An 18057-nucleotide genomic window follows, 5' to 3' on the forward strand; every position below is an offset into this window, starting at 1 on the left:
GCCGGTCGCGGCGACCATGCCGAACATCACCAGGCCCGCGCCGCCCAGCACCGTGGTGGGCAGGCTTTCGACCAGCGCCCCCATCTTGGGGATCAGCCCCAGCACGATCATGATCGCGCCGCCCGCCACGCAGACGAAGCGCGAGCGCACGCCGGTCACGCCGACCAAGCCCACGTTCTGGCTGAAGGACGTATAGGGAAAGGTGTTGAACAGCCCGCCGATGGCGGTGCCGAGCCCGTCCACGCGCAGGCCCGCGGCCAGCGCCTTGGGCGTCATGCGGCGGCCGCAGATGTCGGAAAGCGCCAGGAACATGCCGGTCGATTCGATCATGGTCACGAACATGACCAGAAGCATGGTCAGGATCATCACCGGATCGAAGATCGGCGCGCCGAAATGCAAAGGCTTGATTGGCGCGAACCAGACCGCGCCGGAAACGCCGCCGAAATGCATCATGCCCAGGCTTGCGGCCAGGACGCCGCCGATGATGATGCCCAGAAGCACCGCGATATTGGCGACGAAACCCCGCGCATAACGCGCGATCAGCAGGATCGAGGCCAGCACGGTGATGCCGATCAGGATGCGCGGCAGCGAGGCGTAGTCGGGGTTGGCGACGGTCGGCAGCAGCTTGACGCCCTCGGGCACGCCGCCGGCGGCGATGGCGGTGTCAAGCCAGGCCTGGGCGGCGGGATCGACCAGCTTCGGCGCGGTCGGGCCGACCGGCAGGCCGAAGATCCAGTTGATGCCCACCGGCATCAGCGACACGCCGATGACCAGGATCACCGTGCCGGTGACGACGCTGGGAAAGAACCGCAGCATGCGGCTGACCAGCGGCGCGAACAGGATCGAGATCAGCCCCGCCGCCATGATGGCGCCGAACATCATCCGCGCGCCCTCGGGGCCGGGATTGGCCGAGGCGATGGCGACCATGGGCCCCACGGCCGCGAAGGTCACGCCCATCATCACCGGCAGCTTGATGCCGAACCATTGCGTGGCGCCGAAGCTCTGGATGATGGTGACGATGCCGCAGACGAACAGGTCGGCGGAAATCAGGAAGGCCACGTCCTGCGGCGAAAGCTGCAGGGCGCGGCCGACGATCAGCGGCACCGCGATGGCGCCGGCATACATGACCAGCACATGCTGGAGACCCAGGGTCAACAGCCGAGGAGCGGCGATGCGCTCCTCGACCGGATCGAACCCGGGCGGGGTTCGGCTCGCTTGCATTCGTCCCATACCTCCCAGTTTTCAGGACGTTACATTCAGATCTCGACGTCTTGCGCCAGCCCCTTTTCCTTGGCGATTTCAAGGACTTTTTGCGCCACGGCCAGGTCTTGCAGGCCCACGCCGGTGCCGTCGAAGATGGTGACTTCCGCGCCGTTGCGGCCCGGATCGTCGCCCGAGACCACCGCGCCCAGCTCGCCGATCGCCTCCTCCGCGATCAGGCCGGCCGCGATGGCGTGCTGGCATTCGCCGATCGTCACCGACTGCGCGACCTCGTCGGTGAACACCCGGGCGCGCGCGACCAGCGCCGGATCCAGCTCCTGCTTGCCCTTGGTGTCGGTGCCCATGGCCGCGATATGCGTCGGGCCTTGGACATGCTCGTTCAAGAGCAGCGGCGAGAAGGACGAGGTGATCGAGATGATCACATCGGCCTCGGTGCCCAGCTGGTCCAGCTCGACCGCCTCGAAGAGCAGGCCCAGATCGGCCGCGGTCTCGGCCAGCCGGCCCAGCATCTCGGGATGCGGGTTCCAGCCGATGACCTTCTCGAACTGATGCACATTGGCCGCCGCCCGCATCTGGAAGGCGGACTGGTGGCCGGCGCCGATCATGCCCAGCACCTTGGCGCCTTTCGGCGCCAGATACTTGATCGACACCGCCGAGGCCGCCGCCGTGCGCAGCGCCGTCAGCAGGTTGCCGCCGATGGCTGCCGAGACCCGGCCGGTATCCGGGTCGAACAGGAACACCGTGGACTGGTGGTTGATCAGCCCGTGCTTCTGGTTGTGCGGCCAGTAGCCGCCGGCCTTCAGGCCCAGCACCAGCGCGGCGCCGTCGAAGCCGCCCTTGAAGCCGTAAAGCGCATCCTCATGCCCGATGGCCTCGCGGACCACCGGGAAGTTGTAGGCCTTGCGCCGGGCCATCGAGGCGAAGACCGCCTCGATGGCCTCGAAGGCCGCCTCGGGGGTCATCAGACCCGCGATTTCCTTCTCGGCAACGATGAACATCAATAGGCCTTTCCGCGCGCCGAGACCGGCCAGACCGACTCGACCTTGCCGTTCCGGACGCCGACATACCAGTCGTGGACGTTGCAGGTCGGGTCGCAATGGCCGGGCACCAGCCGCAGCTTGTCGTTGACCTTCAGCACGCCCTGCGGATCCTCGACCACGCCATGCTCGTCGCTGCACTTGATGTATTTCACATCGTCGCGGCCATAGATGAAGGGCAGGCCGCTATCGACCGACTGCGCCTTCAGCCCGGCATCGACCACCGCCAGATGCGGCTTGGCATGGCTCATCACCGAGGTCAGGATGAACAGCGCGTTGCGCCATTCGCCCTGGTCGATGCGCTTGCCGTCCTTGTCGTGGATGCGGCCATAGTCGGCATCCATGAAGGCATAGGAGCCGCACTGAAGCTCGTTATAGACGCCCGAGTTCGATTCGAAATAATACGAGCCGGTGCCGCCGCCCGAGACGAATTCGGGCTTCAGCCCTTCGGCGGTCAGCGCATCCACGGCGTCCTTGACCTGGGCGATGGCGGCGTCGAGTTTCGCCTTGCGATCCTCATAGCTGTCCATGTGCTGCATGGCGCCCTGATAGGCCTGGATGCCCTTGAAGGTCAGGCCGGGGGCCGCTGCCACGGCGCGGGCGATTTCTAGCACCTCCGGGGTGGTCTTGACGCCGCAGCGACCGGCGCCGCAGTCGATCTCGATGAACACGCCCAGGTTGGTGCCGTGCTTTTGCGCCGCCGCCGACAGGTCGGCCACGTTCGCCACGTCATCGACGCAAACCGTCACGGTGGCGCCCAGTTTCGGCATGCGGGCCAGCCGGTCGATCTTGGCTGCGTCGCGCACCTGGTTCGACACCAGGATGTCCTTAATGCCGCCGCGGGCAAAGACCTCGGCTTCCGAGACCTTCTGGCAGCAGACGCCGACGGCGCCGCCCAGCGATTCCTGCAGCTTCTGCACGTCGACGGACTTGTGCATCTTGCCGTGGCTGCGGTGGCGCATGCCATGGGCCTTGGCGTAATCGCCCATTTTCTTGACGTTGTGCTCCAGCGCGTCCAGGTCCAGGATCAGGCAGGGCGTCTGGATGTCAGCCTCGTCCATGCCGGGCAGGGCGGGAATGTCATAGCCGACTTCGAAGCCGGCGAAATCCGCTTTCGCGTTCATGGGAATGCTCCTCAGATCCAAGGCAGCTTGTCGAGATCGACATTGCCGCCGGTGACGATGATGCCGACGCGCTTGCCGGCGAAGGCTTCGGGGTTTTTCAGGATGGTGGCCAGCGGCACGGCACTGCTGGGCTCCATCACGATGCGCAGGTGTTTCCAGATCAGCTTCATCGCATCGACGATCTCGGCGTCCGAGGCGGTGTAGATCTCGCTGACGTGGTTCTTGACGAAATGCCAGGTCAGGTCCTTCAACGGCACCAGGAGGCCGTCGGCAATGGTCTTCGGCGCATCGTCGGCGATGATGTGGCCGGCCTTGAAGCTGCGATAGGCGTCGTCGGCCTGCTCGGGTTCGGCCGCGATGACCTTGACCTCGGGCGCCAGCGTCGAGAGCGTCAGGCAGGTGCCCGAGATCATGCCGCCGCCGCCGATCGGCGCGACCATCATGTCGAGCCCGTCGGTCTGCTCCATCACCTCGCGGGCGCAGGTGCCCTGGCCGGCGATCACGCGCGGGTCGTTATAGGGGTGGACGAAATCGCCGCCCGTCTCGGCCTGCACCTTGGCGAAGGTTTCCTCGCGCGAGCTGGTCGAGGGCTCGCATTCGGTGATCCTGCCGCCATAGCGGCGCACGGTGTCCTTTTTCGCCTGCGGCGCGGTGCGGGGCATGACCACATTGCAGGGGATGCCGCGCAGCATGGCCGCGTAGCTGAGGCACGAGGCATGGTTGCCCGAGCTGTGCGTGGCGACGCCCTTGGCCGCCTGTGCGTCGTCCAGGCCGAAGACCGCGTTGGTGGCGCCGCGGACCTTGAAGGCCCCCGGCTCCTGGAAGTTCTCGCATTTGAAGAACAGCTGCGCGCCGGCAAGCTCGTTCAGGTAGTCCGAGCTGCGGATCGGCGTGCGCCGGATATGCGGCTTGATGCGCTCATGCGCGTCCAGCATGTCCTGATAGGTCGGGATATACATGGCGTCCTTCATCCCTCAGGCGGCCTTTTTCAGCGCCGCGGCGGTGGACTGGCGATAATGCTCCTGCGCGGCGGCGACGCCCGAACCCAGCCGGATCGGCAGGCCCAGGTCGGCCATGACCATCTCGGCCGTGGCGATGCCCGACAGCGCCATGGCGTCGGTCAGGCTGCCCAGGTGGCCGATGCGGAATACCTTGCCCGCGACTTCGCCCAGGCCGGTGCCGAAGGCCATGTCATAGGTCTCCAGCGCATGGCTGACGATGCGGTTGGCGTCGAAACCCTCGGGCACGCGGATGGCGCTGACGCTGTCCGAATAGAGCTCGGGGCGGACGGCGCAAAGCTTCAGCCCCCAGGCCTCGATCGCGGCGCGCACGCCGGAGGCGATGCGGTTGTGGCGGGCAAAGACGTTCTCGAGCCCTTCCGAGAGCAGCCGCTCGCAGGCGACGTTCAGCCCGTTGATCAGGCCGACCGGCGGCGTATAGGGATAGCCGTTGCGGGCATAGCCGGTCGCCATGTCGCGGATGTCGAAGAAGGTGCGCGGCAGGCGGGCGGTCTCGACCGCCGCCATCGCCTTGGGCGAGAAGCCGACGATGGCCAGGCCCGGCGGCAGCATGAAGCCCTTCTGGCTGCCGGTGACGGCGATGTCCACGCCCCATTCGTCCATGCGGAAGTCCATCGAGCCGATGGAGCTGACGCCGTCGACGAACAGCAGCGCCGGGTGCTTGGCGTTGTCCAGCGCGCGGCGGACGGCGGCGATGTCGGATTTGACGCCGGTCGCGGTCTCGTTATGCGTGGCCAGCACGACGCGGATCTCGTGGCCCTTGTCGGCGGTCAGGATCTCCTCGAAGCGGTCGGCCGGGATGCCTTCGCCCCAGGGCGTCTCGACATAGGTGACGTCCAGGCTGTGGCGCTGGCACATGTCGATCCAGCGGTGGCTGAACATGCCGTTGCGGGCCGCCAGCACCTTGTCGCCGGGCGACAGCGTGTTGCTGATGGCGGTTTCCCAGCCGCCGGTGCCGGTCGAGGGGAACAGCAAAACCTGTGCGCTCTCGGTTTTCAGCACCTTTTTGACGCCTTCCAGGGCGGGGTGCAGCATGCGGCCGAACACCGGCGAGCGGTGGTCGATGGTCGGCATGTCGACGGCCTTGCGCATCTCCTCGGGGATGTTGGTCGGGCCGGGAATGAAGATCGGGTTCTGGCTGGTCATGGCAATTCCTCCTGCGCTTGTCACCCAGCCTAGGCCTTGCTGTCCATTCGGGCAATTTTTCTGAAAAATATTTCGCAATCGCGGAAAAACCGTGTAAAAGGGCGCAGAAACAGGATGTTGGGCTTTTCCATGCGGGATTTGCGATTTTCAATAATCCCGCATATCTATCGCAAGGAATAATTGAATGTCGGCAGAATTGCGCAAAAGGGGCCGCCCGCGCGGGCGCACGGCCGGGCCGGGGGCCGAGGATTCGGGCGGCATCCGCGCGCTGGACCGGGCGCTGGACATCCTGGACCTGATCGCCAGTTCCAGCGGGCTGACGCTCAGCGAGATCGGGCAGCGGCTCGACATGGCGCCCTCGACCGTGCATCGGGTGCTGGTGACGCTGGCCGCGCGCGGCGTGGCCGAGACCGATCCCGCGACCCAGGCCTGGCATGTCGGGCCGACCGCCTTTCGCCACGGTTCGGCCTTCATGCGCCGCTCGGGGCTGGTGGAACGCGCGCGGCCGCTGTTGCGGCGGCTGATGGAGCAGACCGGCGAGACCGCGAACCTCGGCATCCTGAACGGTGATGCGGTGCTGTTCCTGTCCCAGGCCGAAACGCATGAGACGATCCGCGCCTTCTTTCCGCCCGGCACCCGCTCGGCGCTGCATGCCTCGGGGATCGGCAAGGCGCTGTTGGCGCATGTCCGCCCGGCGCAGCTGCGGCTGATGCTGCAGGGAATGGAGTTGCAGCGTTTTACCGACAAGACCCTGACCGAAGCACTGGCGCTGGAGCAGGATTTGGCCCGGATCCGCGCCCGCGGCTATTCGCTGGACAATGAGGAGCGCACGCCTGGGATGCGCTGCATCGCGGCGCCGATCTTCGACCTTTCGGGCGAGGCGGCGGCGGGGATCTCGGTCTCGGGACCGACGCTGCGCATGTCGGACGCGCGGCTGGAGGCGATGTCCGAGGCGGTGATCGCGGCGGCACGCGAGCTGTCCTTTGGCATGACGCCGGCGCGGGGAACGGGCGCCGAATCGTGATTCTTCGGTCGCCCACCAGCCTAAATGCGCAAAATTACCGGGAAACCGGCGCGCTGGTTAAGTGAATTGGCGGATTCACGCCCAGTTCACGCGGGCCGGCCTAGCCTCTTGCAGCAGCCGTCGCGTCGGGACCGGCCTACGGCCCCGGCGCTGTCCGCAAGGAGCTTTGGTGATGGACGATTACACGCCCCGTTTCGGCATTCTGCACCCGCAGCGCGCCCACCCTGTCCCCGAGGCGGACGACGACCCAGATCCCGCAGAGGTTGTGGCGGGCGGCGTGCTGGATGCCGGCAACGCGGCGAGCCGGCTTTACGGTGCCTGCAGCGTCGAGACCTATCGCGCCGCGGGCGCGCTGCATGCCGCGCATCGCGATGCCGAGGGCTTCCTCGATGCGGTGGATGGCTTTGCCACCCCCGAATTCTGGCGCCGCGACCTCGGCGTGAAATCCTGGATCTACGACCGGCGCGAGGCCGAGCACGCCCCCGGTCGCGACATGGATTCGGTGCGGGTCTTCTATCACGCCGGCCACGGGCGCACCGATGAGCGCGGCATCTTCCACCTGCCGATGGGCGCGCTGTGGAACGGCGCCGATCCTTGCCTGACCTCGGAGCGGATGCGCTTCGGCGGCGGCGGGCTGCGCTATCTGTTCTGGTCGGCCAGCCAGTCGCTGCCCTGCGACGCGGCCCAGGGCCAGGGGCCGACGCAGGTCTGGGCGCGGGCCAATGCCGGGCTGCGGATGATGTTCGGCTTCGACAGCTCCTGCTGGGATTCGGGCCAATACGGCCGCAATTTCTGGCGGCACTGGCGGTTGGGCAAGAGCTTCTCGCAAGCCTGGCTGGACGGCTGCGGCGATGTCTCGACCGACCAGAGCCCGGCGGTGGCCGCCTGCGGCGACAGCCGCGACGAGGCGCTGGACCGGCTGTTTCACGAACGGCGCTTTCGCGCGGCGGCGGGCGGCGGGGCCTGGTGGGCCTGGCGCTGGCATGTCCCGACCCCCCTCGGCCCGCGCGAGCCCGGGCTGGCCACCCCGCCCGAAGCGTTTTCCGCGGTGCGACTGGTGCCGCCGGCCGAAGATCTCGCCCTGGCCGGCGAGGTCCTGTCGCGCATCGGCGGCGAGCCTGGGCTGCTGCGCCGGCAGGGCGAGCACGGGCTGCGGCTGGAGCAGGGCGGATGCCTGTTCCACCTGCGCCCCGACGGCCGCATCCTGCTGGCCTTCGCGCCCAGCCGGCCCGGCCAGCAGGCCCGTATGCCGCTGCAGCGCCGGGCGCTGGTCGCCCGCGCCCGCAGCGCGCTGCGCCGCTACGGCTTTCTGCAACCGGGCTGCGAGCTGGTCTTCGACCGGGTGCTGCTGGCCATGTCGGCCAGCGCCAGCCCCTGCCGCCCTGACGAGCCGGCCCGCGAAAGCCTGGACGAGATCGTGGTGCAGTTCCGCCAGAGCTTTGCCGGCATCCCGGTGCTGACGCCGGATTCGGGCAAGCTGCGGCTGACCATGCGCCCGGACGGCACCGTGCTGCGCATCGAATCGAGCCTGCGCCGCATGGCCGAGCTGCTGCCGGCCCGCGCCCATCGCAACGGCCTGCCGGACGACCCGGCCCCGCCGGCCGGCGTCGAAACCGGGCTCGAGCCGCCGGCGATCCCGCAGATGCTGGCCCAGCATTCGGCGCGGCTGATGCGCGACCTGGCGGCACGCGGCGCGGCGCCGCTGGAACTGACCGTGCTGCCGGGCACGCAGGAAATCGGCTACGGAATCCGCAGCAATACGGCGCGTCTCGTCGCCCGCAAGGCGATCGAGATCGAATGCCGGCGCGGCTTTCGCAAGCGTTACTGGATCCAGTCCGACCTGGGTGACTGACGATCCGGTAGCCCGGGGACGGAGGCAGCCGTCTCCGGGCACAATTCAGGGCGGCCGGGCAGGGGCCCGGCCCGGTTTGAGGTGGGCGATGGCGGATTACACCCGCGCCGAAATCGTGCGGCGCATCGCGACGATGGGCCGGTTGCAGCTGGCCGGGGCGGATCTCGCCGGGCTCGACATGGCGGGCCTGACGCTGGTCGGCGCCGACCTGTCCTATGCCGACCTGACCGAGGCCGACCTGACCGGCGCGCAGCTGTCGGGCGCCAGCCTGTGGTCGGCGCGGGCGGCGGGCGCGCGGTTCTTCCAGGCCAATCTCTCGGGCGCCAGCATGGGCTTGGCGGATCTCAGCGGCGCCGACCTGCGCGAGGCGGTGCTGGAGCGCGCCGATCTGACCGGCGCCCGGCTCGACCGCGCCGACCTGACCGGGGCACGACTGCGCGGCGCCTGGCTTGACGCCATGCAGCGGGCGCTGGCGATCAGCGCGCCGCCGCTGCGCTATCCGGCGCCGCGCGACCGCGCCACGACCTGCATCCTGCACGAGGCGCAGCTGGGCGCGCCGGTCTGCCTGCGCTGCGGCGACCGGCTTGAAATGCATCTGGACGGCCCGACCCCTGCCGCCCATGTCGAGGGCGCGCCGATCCTCTCGGGGCCCGAGCCGCCCGACACCGCGCCGGGGCCGCTGCGGGTGCTGGCCTTCAGCGCCGTGGCGCCGGGGCGGGCGCGGCTGGTGCTGGACCTGCGCCAGACGGGCAAGGCGCCCATCGCGCTCGAGGTGCTGGTCACGCCCTGAGCTACAGCCCGGACCGGACGATGCCCATCAGCCCGGCGCTGCGCAGGGTCTGGACCGGGTAATCGGGATGCGCCATCAGCTCCAGCGAGAAATCCGGCTCGATCCGGCGCAGGTGGCGCAGCGCATCCGCCGCCCCGGCGCGGTCGCCGCGATGGTGGCGCAGCGCCGCCAGCAGCCGCAGCGCCGGACGGTGGTCGGCGGCAAAGGCGAAGGCGGCGGCGGCGGAATTCTCGGCATCGCCGAAGCGGCCCAGCCGGACCAGCACCTGCGCCCGCCGCATCAGCCAGCTGGCCTGGCCCAGTTCGGCCAGCGCGCCGCGGGCGCCGCGTTCGATCGCCTCCAGCGCCTCCAGGTCGCGGCCGACGCCGCTCAGCGCCTCGGCCAGGGCGTGGCAGGCCAGCTCGTTGTCGGGGTCGGTGCGGCAGGCGGCCTGCGCCAGCTCCAGCGCCCCCACCGCATCCCTCCGCCAGGACGCCGACAGCGAGGCCACCGCCAGCACCACCGGATTGTTCGGCGCCAGCGCCCGCGCCCGCAACGCGAAATCCTCGGCCTCGTCCGACAGCCGCGCCGGATCCTCGGCCAGCCGCTCGCAGACCAGCGTGTGGCGCAGATAAGAGCGCAGCGCCAGGCTGACAGCATTCTGCCGCCGCTCGGGCAGTTGCGCCAGCACCGCATCGGCCGCCTCCAGCCGCTCGCGCGAATAGCTGAACACGTCCCAGATCGGGAAGCTGTCCCATTTCGCCGAAGCCGCGCGCCGCGCCCGGTCGAGCAGCGCCACCGTGATCTGCGCCACGGCATGGCGCATGGTTGCGGTCTCGTCCGCGGCGCGGATGGTGAAGCGCCGCGTCCAGACCCGCCGGCCGGTGGCCAGGTCGCGCATGACCGTCAGCAGCGCGCAATCGCCGCCGGTGGCATAGCAGAAGGGCAGGATCTGCACGCCGATCAGCGCCGCGCCGGGTTCGGGCCGGTCGGCCAGCGTCGCCGGGATCATCTCGCAGGCGCGCGCCGCGGCCTCGTTCACCACCATCTCGCCGACCAGATGCGCGCGGGCATCGTTGCCCTGGACCGGCGCCAGCGCCACGACATAGGCGCCGGCGCCCGGCTCGCCCGGCTCGGGCCGGCAGGGCAGCTGGCCTTCCTCTTCCGGCATCAGCCGCAGCCGCATGTCGCGCAGCCAGCTTTCGAATTCGGGGTCGGGGATGTCGATGTCGGCGGCGAATTCGATCGGCGCGCCGCCGGCGTCATAGACCGGGCTCAGGTCGATGCGCAGCCGGTCCGGGTCCAGCCCGACCCAGCCGATCCCGGTCTGCAGGATATTGCGCTCCTCGGACATGGCGCCGCGCAATTCGCGCAGCATCTGGCGCAGGCTGGCCGAGCCCTGCTGCTTGCCGCGTTCGCTCCACAACAGGTCTTGCAGCCGGGCCCGGCTCAGCCGCAGGTCCGGCGCCGTGCCCAGAAGCACCAGCGCGCCCCGCGCCTTCTGGCTGCGCGGGGTCAGATCATCCCCACCCGAGCCGCGAAGGCGCACGGATCCCATCAGGCTCAGCTTGGCAGGCATCTCGACTCGCCGCATTGCCCCGTTCCGGTCTTATTAACCATAATTCCTCCAGGCGCCGCGAAACAACAGAAACACGCGCAAGAGGCACCGGGCGGCCCTGGAAACGCAGGCGATCATTGCCACTTGGCCGCGCCTGCGCTATCGGGGCGTCAAAGCGAAGGGGAACCGAAATGACCGAGCGCAACAGCGGCCTGTCCTATGCCGAGGCCGGAGTGGATATCGACGCGGGCAATGCGCTGGTCGAGCGGATCAAGCCCGCCGCCGCCGCCACGCAGCGCTCGGGCGTCATGGACGGGCTGGGGGGCTTCGGCGCGCTGTTCGACCCGCGCGCGGCCGGTTTCACCGACCCGGTCCTGGTCGCGGCGACCGACGGCGTCGGCACCAAGCTGCGCATCGGCATCGACACGGGCGCGCTCGACGGGCTTGGCATCGACCTGGTGGCGATGTGCGTGAACGACCTGGTCTGCCAGGGCGCCGAGCCGCTGTTCTTCCTGGATTATTTCGCCACCGGCAAGCTGTCGGTCGACGAGGCGGCGCGCGTCATCACCGGCATCGCCGAGGGCTGCCGGCGGTCCGGCTGCGCGCTGATCGGCGGCGAGACGGCCGAGATGCCGGGCATGTATGCCAAGGGCGATTTCGACCTCGCCGGCTTCGCGGTCGGCGCGATGGAACGGGGCACCGCGCTGCCCGCCGGCGTCGCCGACGGCGACGTGCTCCTGGGCCTTGCCTCGGACGGGGTGCATTCCAACGGTTTCTCGCTGGTGCGCAAGGTCGCCGAACATGCCGGCCTGACGTGGGAATCGCCCGCGCCCTTCGGCACCGGCACGCTGGGCCAGGCGCTGCTGGTTCCGACCCGGCTTTACGTCAAGCCGGTGCTGGCCGCGATCCGCGCGGGTGGGGTCCATGCGGCCGCCCATATCACCGGCGGCGGCATCACCGAGAACCTGCCGCGCGTGCTGCCCAAGGGCCTGGGCGCGGAAGTGGACCTCGACAGCTTCAGCTTGCCGCCGGTCTTCGACTGGCTGGCCGAGGCCGGTGCCATCGCCGAGGCCGAGATGCTCAAGACCTTCAATTCCGGCATCGGCATGATCCTGGCGGTCAGCCCCGACCGCGCCGAAGCCATCGAGGCGCTTCTGCAGGACCAGGGCGAAACCGTCCATCGCCTCGGCCATGTCACGCCGGGCGAGGGCGTGCGCTACACCGGCCGGCTGCGGTGAAACGAGTCGCCATCCTGATCTCGGGCGGCGGCTCGAACATGGTCAAGCTGGTGGAATCCATGACCGGCGGCCACCCGGCCCGCGCCGTGATCGTCGGATCGAACGACCCGGTGGCCAGCGGCCTTGCCCGGGCCGAGGCGCTCGGCGTGCCGACCTTCGCCGTCGATCACCGCGCCTTCAAGGGCGACCGCGCCGGTTTCGAAGCCGCGCTGCTGGAACCGCTGCTCGCGGCCCAGCCCGACATCCTCTGCCTCGCCGGCTTCATGCGCATCCTGACGCCGGACTTCGTGCAGCGCTTCCAGGGCCGGATGCTGAACATCCACCCCTCGCTCTTGCCGAAATACCCGGGCCTGCACACCCATCAGCGCGCCATCGAGGCCGGCGATGCCGAGGCCGGCGCCAGCGTCCACCTGGTCACGCCGGAACTCGATGCCGGCCCGATCCTCGGCCAGGCCCGCGTCCCGGTCCTGCCCACGGACACGGCCGAGATCCTCGCCGCCCGCGTGCTGACCCAGGAGCATCGCCTCTACCCCGAAGTGCTGCGCCGTTTCGCCCAAGGCGACACGAACCCGATCCACCTGACCGCCGCATGATGAAAGGGCCCTGACGGGCCCTTCTCTTTTGTGTGGAAATATCCTGGGGGTGTGGGGGCAAAGCCCCCGCCAGCTACTTCTCCGGCACCAGCCCCCGCGGCGCAAAGCGCAAGACCAGAAGCAGCACCAGCCCCAGCGCGATGAAGCGCATATGCGGCGCACCGCCCAGCATATGGCTGCGGAACGCGCCCTCGGGCAGGGGCAGGGTGATCAGCCGCATCAGTTCCGGCCCCCAGACCTCGGCCTTGATCCACAGAAACCAGATCAGCACCGCGCCCAGCACCGCGCCCCAGTTGTTGCCCGAGCCGCCGACGATTACCATGACCCAGATCAGGAAGGTATAGCGCAGGGGGTTGAAACTGTTGGGCGACAGAAGCCCGTCCAGCGTCACCATCATCGCCCCGGCCAGGCCGATCACCGCCGAGCCGATGACGAAGATCTGCAGGTGCCGGCGGGTGACATGCTTACCCATGGCCTCGGCGGCGGTCTCGTTGTCGCGGATCGCCCGCATCATCCGGCCCCAGGGCGATTTCAGCGCCAGTTCCGCCAGCAGGATCAGCGCCAGCAGCACCGCGCCGAACAGCCCGGCATACATCAGCTTCACCCAGATGCCCGAGGCCGTGCCGGGGTCCATGCCCCATTCGGCGGCCTTGGCGACGAAGCCCGGATCGCTTTGCAGGTCCAGCTCATAGGGCACCGGGCGCGGGATGCCCGACATGTTCTTGACCCCGCGCGCCAGCCATTCCTCGTTGCGCATCACCGCGACGATGATCTCGCCGATGCCCAGCGTGGCGATGGCAAGATAGTCCGAGCGCAGCCCCAGCGCCACCTTGCCGACGCCCCAGGCCGCGGCGGCGGCGAACAGCGCACCGACCGGCCAGCTCAGCAGCACCGGCCAGCCCAGGCCGCCGATATTGCCGGCGGCGGCCGAGTTGTTGGCCTCGATCGCCGCGACCGCCGGGTCGAAGAGGTAACGATACAGCACGAAGCCCGCTGCCAGCACCGCGATCATCGCCACCACCCGCAGCGGCCCGGCGATGCGGCGCCAGGCCAGCGCGGCCAGCGCCAGCGTGCCCAGCCCCACGGCCAGCGCCAGGATCACCCGCGGCCCGCCCGCCGCCCAGGCCCCGGCCACCGGCGCGGTTGAAACCAGCACCGGCGCCAGCCCGCCAAGCGCCAGGAACCCCACGACGCCGGCATTGAACAGCCCGGCATAGCCCCATTGCATGTTGACGCCCAGAACCATGATGGCCGAGATCAGCCCCATGTTCAGGATCCCCAGCGCCGTGTTCCAGCTGCCCGAAAACAGGGCGCTGCGGAAGCTGCCCTCGAGGACGAACAGCACGGCCAGGACCAGGAACAGCAGCGGCGCCCGCCATGGATTCGAGGCTTCCGCCTGACGTGTATGCGACATGGGTAGCCCTCCTCAGACGGATTTGCCGCGGAACAGGCCGGTCGGCCGGAACAGCAGCACCACGATCAGGATCACGAAGCTGACCGCGAACTTGTATTCGGTGGACAGCAGTTGCAGCATGCCGTCGGGCTGGAGGCCCAGGTAGGCGGCGATCTTCTTCCAGGGATAGGTCACCGCCACCTCGGAAAAGGCGACGATGAAGCCGCCGGCGACCGCGCCCAGCGGATTGCCGAGGCCGCCCACGATGGCCGCGGCAAAGATCGGCAGCAGGATCTGGAAATAGTTGAAGGCCTTGAAGCTCTTGTCGAGCCCGTAGAGCGTGCCCGCCGTCACCGCCAGCGCCGTGGCGATGATCCAGGTCAGCCGCACCACCCGCTCGGGGTCGATGCCCGACAGCAGCGCCAGGTCCTCGTTGTCGGAATAGGCCCGCATCGCCTTGCCGGCGCGCGAGCGGTTCAGGAAGCGGAACAGCGCCCAGCAGGCCAGCGCGGTGACGACCAGCGTCAGCGCCTGGCTGACGCGCAGCGCCAGGCCCTCGTTGAGCCCGGTCCAGGCCTTGAACTCCTGCACCGAGATCAGGAAGCGCGCGCCGTCGTCGAAGCGGACTTCGTTCACGCCGATCTTCGGCGTCATCCGGGTCAGCCCGTTCATGATGAACATCACGCCCACCGAGGCCATGACCAGGATGATCGGATCCGACCGCTTCCGGCGATAGAACCGATAGACCACCCGGTCGGTGGCCAGCACGAAGACCGCGCATAGCGCGATGCCGATGGGCAGCGCCAGAAGCGCGGTCGGCAGCGGCCCCAGGCCGATGCCGATGGCCTGCAAGCCCCAGGTCACCAGGATCACCAGCGCGGTGCCGAAGGCCATGGTGTCGCCGTGGGCGAAGTTGGAAAAGCGCAGGATGCCATAGATCAGCGTCACCCCCAGCGCGCCAAGCGCCAGCTGCGCGCCGTATGCGGCGGCGGGGATCACCACGAAGTTCAGGATGGCCACCAGGGCGTTCAGGATGTCCATGCGTCAGCCCCCCAGGAAGGTGCGGCGAACCTCGGGATCGGCCAGCAGCGCGGACCCCGAGTCGGTATAGCGGTTCGCGCCCTGCACCAGGACATAGCCGATATCGGCGATCTCGAGGGCTTGGCGGGCATTCTGTTCCACCATCAGGATGGAAATCCCGGTGCGGGCGACCTCGATGATGCGGTCGAACAGCTCGTCCATGACGATGGGCGAGACGCCGGCGGTGGGCTCGTCCAGCATGAGAAGGCTCGGCCGCGTCATCAGCGCCCGGCCGACGGCGACCTGCTGGCGCTGGCCGCCCGACAGCTCGCCCGCGTTCTGACGCCGCTTGTCGGCCACGGCCGGGAATAGCTCATAGACCTGGGCCATGGTGTCGCGATAGTCGTCCTCGCGGATATAGGCGCCCATCTCCAGGTTCTCCTCGACCGTCATGGTCGGGAAGATATTGTGCGTCTGCGGCACGAAGCCCATGCCCTTGCGCACCCGTTCCTGCGGGGTCAGCGCGGTGATATCCTCGCCACCCAGCGTCACGCGGCCCTCGCGCAGGGTCAGCATGCCGAAGACCGCCTTCATCGCGGTGGACTTGCCAGCGCCGTTCGGGCCGACGATCACCGCGATCTGGCCCTTGTCCACGGTCAGGGTGCAGCCGTTCAGGATGTCGGCCTTTCCATAGCCGCCGCGCATGTCCGTCGCGGAAAGATAGGGGGTCGCCATCAGGGTTTCTCCTGGTCGAAGACGCCGGCCTCGTCGCCAAGGCCGGGCTGGGCGCCATGGCTTTCGCCGGTCACGCGCTCGACCGCTTCCTCGGCCGCGACCTTGTTCTTCAGCCCGGTGCCCAGATAGGCCTCGATCACCGCCTCGTTCTGCATGATGCTGGAGGCGCTGCCCTGGGCCAGCACCTTGCCAGCCGCCATGACGATCACCGGGTCGCAGAGCCGGCCGATGAAATCCATGTCATGTTCGATGACGCAGAAGGTATAGCCGCGCTCCTTGTTCAGCCGCACGATGGCGTCGCCGATGGTGCCCAGAAGCGTGCGGTTCACGCCGGCGCCGACCTCGTCCAGGAACACGATCCTGGCGTCCACCATCATGGTGCGGCCCAGTTCCAGCAGCTTCTTCTGCCCGCCGGACAGGTTGCCGGCCTTTTCGTCGGCGACATGGGAAATCGTCAGGAATTCAAGCACCTCGTCGGCCTTCTTGCGCAGTGCGCGTTCCTCGTCGCGGATGCGGCCGCGGCGGAACCAGGTGTTGACCAGGGTTTCCCCGCACTGGCCGGCGGGGACCATCATCAGGTTCTCGCGCACCGTCATCGAGGAAAACTCATGCGCAAGCTGGAAGGTGCGCAGCAGGCCCTTGTGGAACAGCTCATGCGGGGCAAGGCCGGTGATATCCTCGCCCGCCATGGTCACGCGGCCGGAGGTGGGTTTAAGAACCCCGGCGATCACGTTGAATAATGTGGATTTCCCTGCGCCGTTCGGGCCGATCAGCCCGGTGATCGAGCCCTGCTCGATGGTCAGGCTGGCGCCATCGACGGCGCGGAAGCCTCCGAAATGCCGGTGCAGGTCATGGACCTGGATCATGTCGCTCCCCAGCTTCATGCCTTGCATGAAGAATTCCCATTAAGGGATTGTTGTATATTGAAGAAAGGGCCCGGATTTACCGGACCCCTTCATGATTGCCGCCCGCTCAGCGGAAGCCGACCACGTTGAGCTTGCCGCCCTTGAAATCGACCTCGCGATAGACGCCGGCGCTCTCGCCCGGCTCGACCAGCTCGACCGAGGTGGCGCCGACATAGTCGATGTCGGTGCCGGCCGCGAGCAGCTCCAGCCCCTTGGCCAACTCGCCCGGATAGATCTTCTCGCCCGGGGCGTTGGCGATCTCCATCACCTTGTCCTTGTACACCTTGGGATCCGAGGACTTGGCGGCCTGCATGGCCAGCAGCATCAGGGCGCTCGCGTCATAGGATTCGCCGGCATAGGCCGAGGTGCCGTCGAAGCCCGCCGTCTTGGCCAGCTCGGCGAACTTGTCGTGGCCTTCGCCCTCGGCCGAGGGGTTCTGGCCGAAGGAGGTTTCCAGCTGGGTGCCGAACTTCTCGACCAGCACGTTGTTCACCATGCCGTCGGGCAGCACGAAGGTCGAGAAGGCGCCGGTGTCCAGCGCGCCCTGGATCACGCCCGAGCCGCCCTGGTCGGCATAGCCGGCCACGACCAGCGCGTCGCCGCCGGCGGCGGCCAGCGCCGCGACCTCGGCCGAATAGTCGGCCTTGCCGTCGTCATGGGCCGAAACCACGGTGACATTGCCGCCCTTGGCCTTGTAAGCCTCGGCAAAGCTGTCGGCCAGGCCCTTGCCATAGTCGTTGTTGGTATAGGTCACCGCGACCGACTTGATGTCATGCTCCAGCACGATGTCGGCCATGACTTCGCCCTGGCGCGCATCCGAGGGCGAGGTGCGGAAGAAGAAGCCCTTGTCGTCCAGCGTGGACAGCGCCGGCGAGGTGGCCGAGGGCGAGATCATCACCACGCCCTGCGGCACGCCGACCTGCTCGACCGAGGCGATGGTCTCGCCCGAGCACATGCCGCCCATGATGCCCTTGACGCCCTCGGCGCTGACAAGGCGGGTCACGGCGGCGACCGAGGCGGCGGCGTCGGTGCAGGTGTTGTCGGCCACCACCGGCGTCACGGTCGAGCCGTCCAGCAGCTTGCCGCTGTCGCTGACTTCCTTCATCGCCAGTTCGGCGCCCTTCTGCATCGCGGGCGAGATCGATTCCAGCGGCCCGGTCAGGCCCAGCGAGATGCCCATCTTGATCTCTTCGGCGCCCGCGGCGCCGGCAAGCAAGGCACCCGCGGCGCTGGCCAGAAGAAGCTTTTTCATTCCTAGTCTCCCTGAGTGGATCGTTGTCCTGTCTGACAGGTTATAAGCCCTCCGGCGAAAAGAAAAGCCGCTTGCGCGGGGCGGCAAGGGGCAAATCTGCCGTTTGCCTTGGCGAAATGTCGCGCCCCGAAGATCTTAGCCGCCCCTTTTGCGATAGGGCGTCTCGCCATA

General features: G+C 68.4%; 16 protein-coding genes. 5 read left to right on the forward strand and 11 right to left on the reverse strand.

All coding sequences use genetic code 11. The features are described from left to right. From E3D03_RS18340 to bhcA, 5 genes are all read right to left on the reverse strand, one after another. Positions 1–1221 (reverse strand): nucleobase:cation symporter-2 family protein (locus E3D03_RS18340; protein WP_263568139.1); only part of this gene is annotated, 1221 nt, incomplete at its 3' end. Between the two features lie 35 nt (positions 1222–1256). Then, positions 1257–2219, reverse strand: a complete 963-nt coding sequence (gene bhcD, locus E3D03_RS18345; protein WP_263568140.1) for an iminosuccinate reductase BhcD — start codon at positions 2217–2219, stop codon at positions 1257–1259. Continuing rightward, on the reverse strand, positions 2219–3382 hold the full coding sequence (bhcC, locus tag E3D03_RS18350; RefSeq protein ID WP_062562425.1) for a 3-hydroxy-D-aspartate aldolase BhcC: 1164 nt from the start codon (positions 3380–3382) through the stop codon (positions 2219–2221). The genes bhcD and bhcC overlap by 1 nt, the downstream gene beginning before the upstream one ends. An 11-nt stretch (positions 3383–3393) precedes the next feature. After that, on the reverse strand, positions 3394–4353 hold the full coding sequence (gene bhcB, locus E3D03_RS18355) for a beta-hydroxyaspartate dehydratase BhcB (RefSeq protein WP_263568141.1): 960 nt from the start codon (positions 4351–4353) through the stop codon (positions 3394–3396). 3 nt (positions 4354–4356) lie between these two features. Further along, the gene (bhcA, locus tag E3D03_RS18360; RefSeq protein ID WP_263568142.1) at positions 4357–5547 is read right to left on the reverse strand and encodes an L-aspartate--glyoxylate aminotransferase BhcA; all 1191 of its coding nucleotides are present in this window, start codon (positions 5545–5547) and stop codon (positions 4357–4359) included. Between the two features lie 184 nt (positions 5548–5731). Between bhcA and bhcR the strand changes: the two genes are divergently transcribed. The 3 genes from bhcR to E3D03_RS18375 all read left to right on the forward strand — a co-directional run bounded on the left by bhcR (position 5732) and on the right by E3D03_RS18375 (position 9213). Then, positions 5732–6571, forward strand: coding sequence for an HTH-type transcriptional regulator BhcR (gene bhcR / locus E3D03_RS18365; protein WP_263568143.1), 840 nt, complete (start codon positions 5732–5734; stop codon positions 6569–6571). Positions 6572–6743: 172 nt separating this feature from the next. Continuing rightward, positions 6744–8423, forward strand: a complete 1680-nt coding sequence (locus tag E3D03_RS18370) for a DUF6345 domain-containing protein (protein WP_263568144.1) — start codon at positions 6744–6746, stop codon at positions 8421–8423. Positions 8424–8511: 88 nt separating this feature from the next. Then, positions 8512–9213 (forward strand): pentapeptide repeat-containing protein, encoded by a 702-nt coding sequence (locus tag E3D03_RS18375; protein ID WP_263568145.1) that lies wholly within the window; start codon positions 8512–8514, stop codon positions 9211–9213. Position 9214: 1 nt separating this feature from the next. Here E3D03_RS18375 and E3D03_RS18380 read toward each other — a convergent pair whose 3' ends face one another. Further along, positions 9215–10786 carry an SARP family transcriptional regulator gene (locus E3D03_RS18380; protein WP_263568146.1) on the reverse strand — a complete coding sequence of 524 codons (1572 nt, stop codon included), beginning with the start codon at positions 10784–10786 and terminating at the stop codon, positions 9215–9217. Between the two features lie 155 nt (positions 10787–10941). Between E3D03_RS18380 and purM the strand changes: the two genes are divergently transcribed. Together purM and purN are read left to right on the forward strand one after the other, a co-directional pair. Continuing rightward, positions 10942–11988: a phosphoribosylformylglycinamidine cyclo-ligase gene (gene purM, locus E3D03_RS18385; RefSeq protein WP_263568147.1), complete on the forward strand. Its 1047-nt coding sequence runs from the start codon at positions 10942–10944 to the stop codon at positions 11986–11988. Further along, positions 11985–12581 (forward strand): phosphoribosylglycinamide formyltransferase, encoded by a 597-nt coding sequence (gene purN / locus E3D03_RS18390; protein WP_263568148.1) that lies wholly within the window; start codon positions 11985–11987, stop codon positions 12579–12581. The genes purM and purN overlap by 4 nt, the downstream gene beginning before the upstream one ends. A 73-nt stretch (positions 12582–12654) precedes the next feature. Here purN and E3D03_RS18395 read toward each other — a convergent pair whose 3' ends face one another. The 5 genes from E3D03_RS18395 to E3D03_RS18415 all read right to left on the reverse strand — a co-directional run bounded on the left by E3D03_RS18395 (position 12655) and on the right by E3D03_RS18415 (position 17886). Beyond that, entirely contained in the window at positions 12655–13995 is a 1341-nt protein-coding gene (locus tag E3D03_RS18395; RefSeq protein WP_263568149.1) for a branched-chain amino acid ABC transporter permease, read from the reverse strand. A 12-nt stretch (positions 13996–14007) separates the two neighbouring features. Then, positions 14008–15015 (reverse strand): branched-chain amino acid ABC transporter permease, encoded by a 1008-nt coding sequence (locus E3D03_RS18400; protein ID WP_263568150.1) that lies wholly within the window; start codon positions 15013–15015, stop codon positions 14008–14010. Between the two features lie 3 nt (positions 15016–15018). Further along, entirely contained in the window at positions 15019–15729 is a 711-nt protein-coding gene (locus tag E3D03_RS18405; RefSeq protein ID WP_263568151.1) for an ABC transporter ATP-binding protein, read from the reverse strand. Beyond that, positions 15729–16595: an ABC transporter ATP-binding protein gene (locus E3D03_RS18410; RefSeq protein WP_263568153.1), complete on the reverse strand. Its 867-nt coding sequence runs from the start codon at positions 16593–16595 to the stop codon at positions 15729–15731. The genes E3D03_RS18405 and E3D03_RS18410 overlap by 1 nt, the downstream gene beginning before the upstream one ends. Positions 16596–16701: 106 nt before the next feature. Continuing rightward, positions 16702–17886: an ABC transporter substrate-binding protein gene (locus E3D03_RS18415; RefSeq protein ID WP_263568152.1), complete on the reverse strand. Its 1185-nt coding sequence runs from the start codon at positions 17884–17886 to the stop codon at positions 16702–16704. Between the last annotated feature and the right edge of the window lie 171 nt (positions 17887–18057).

This window comes from Paracoccus sp. DMF, assembly GCF_004407025.1.
Lineage (GTDB): Bacteria > Pseudomonadota > Alphaproteobacteria > Rhodobacterales > Rhodobacteraceae > Paracoccus > Paracoccus aminovorans_B.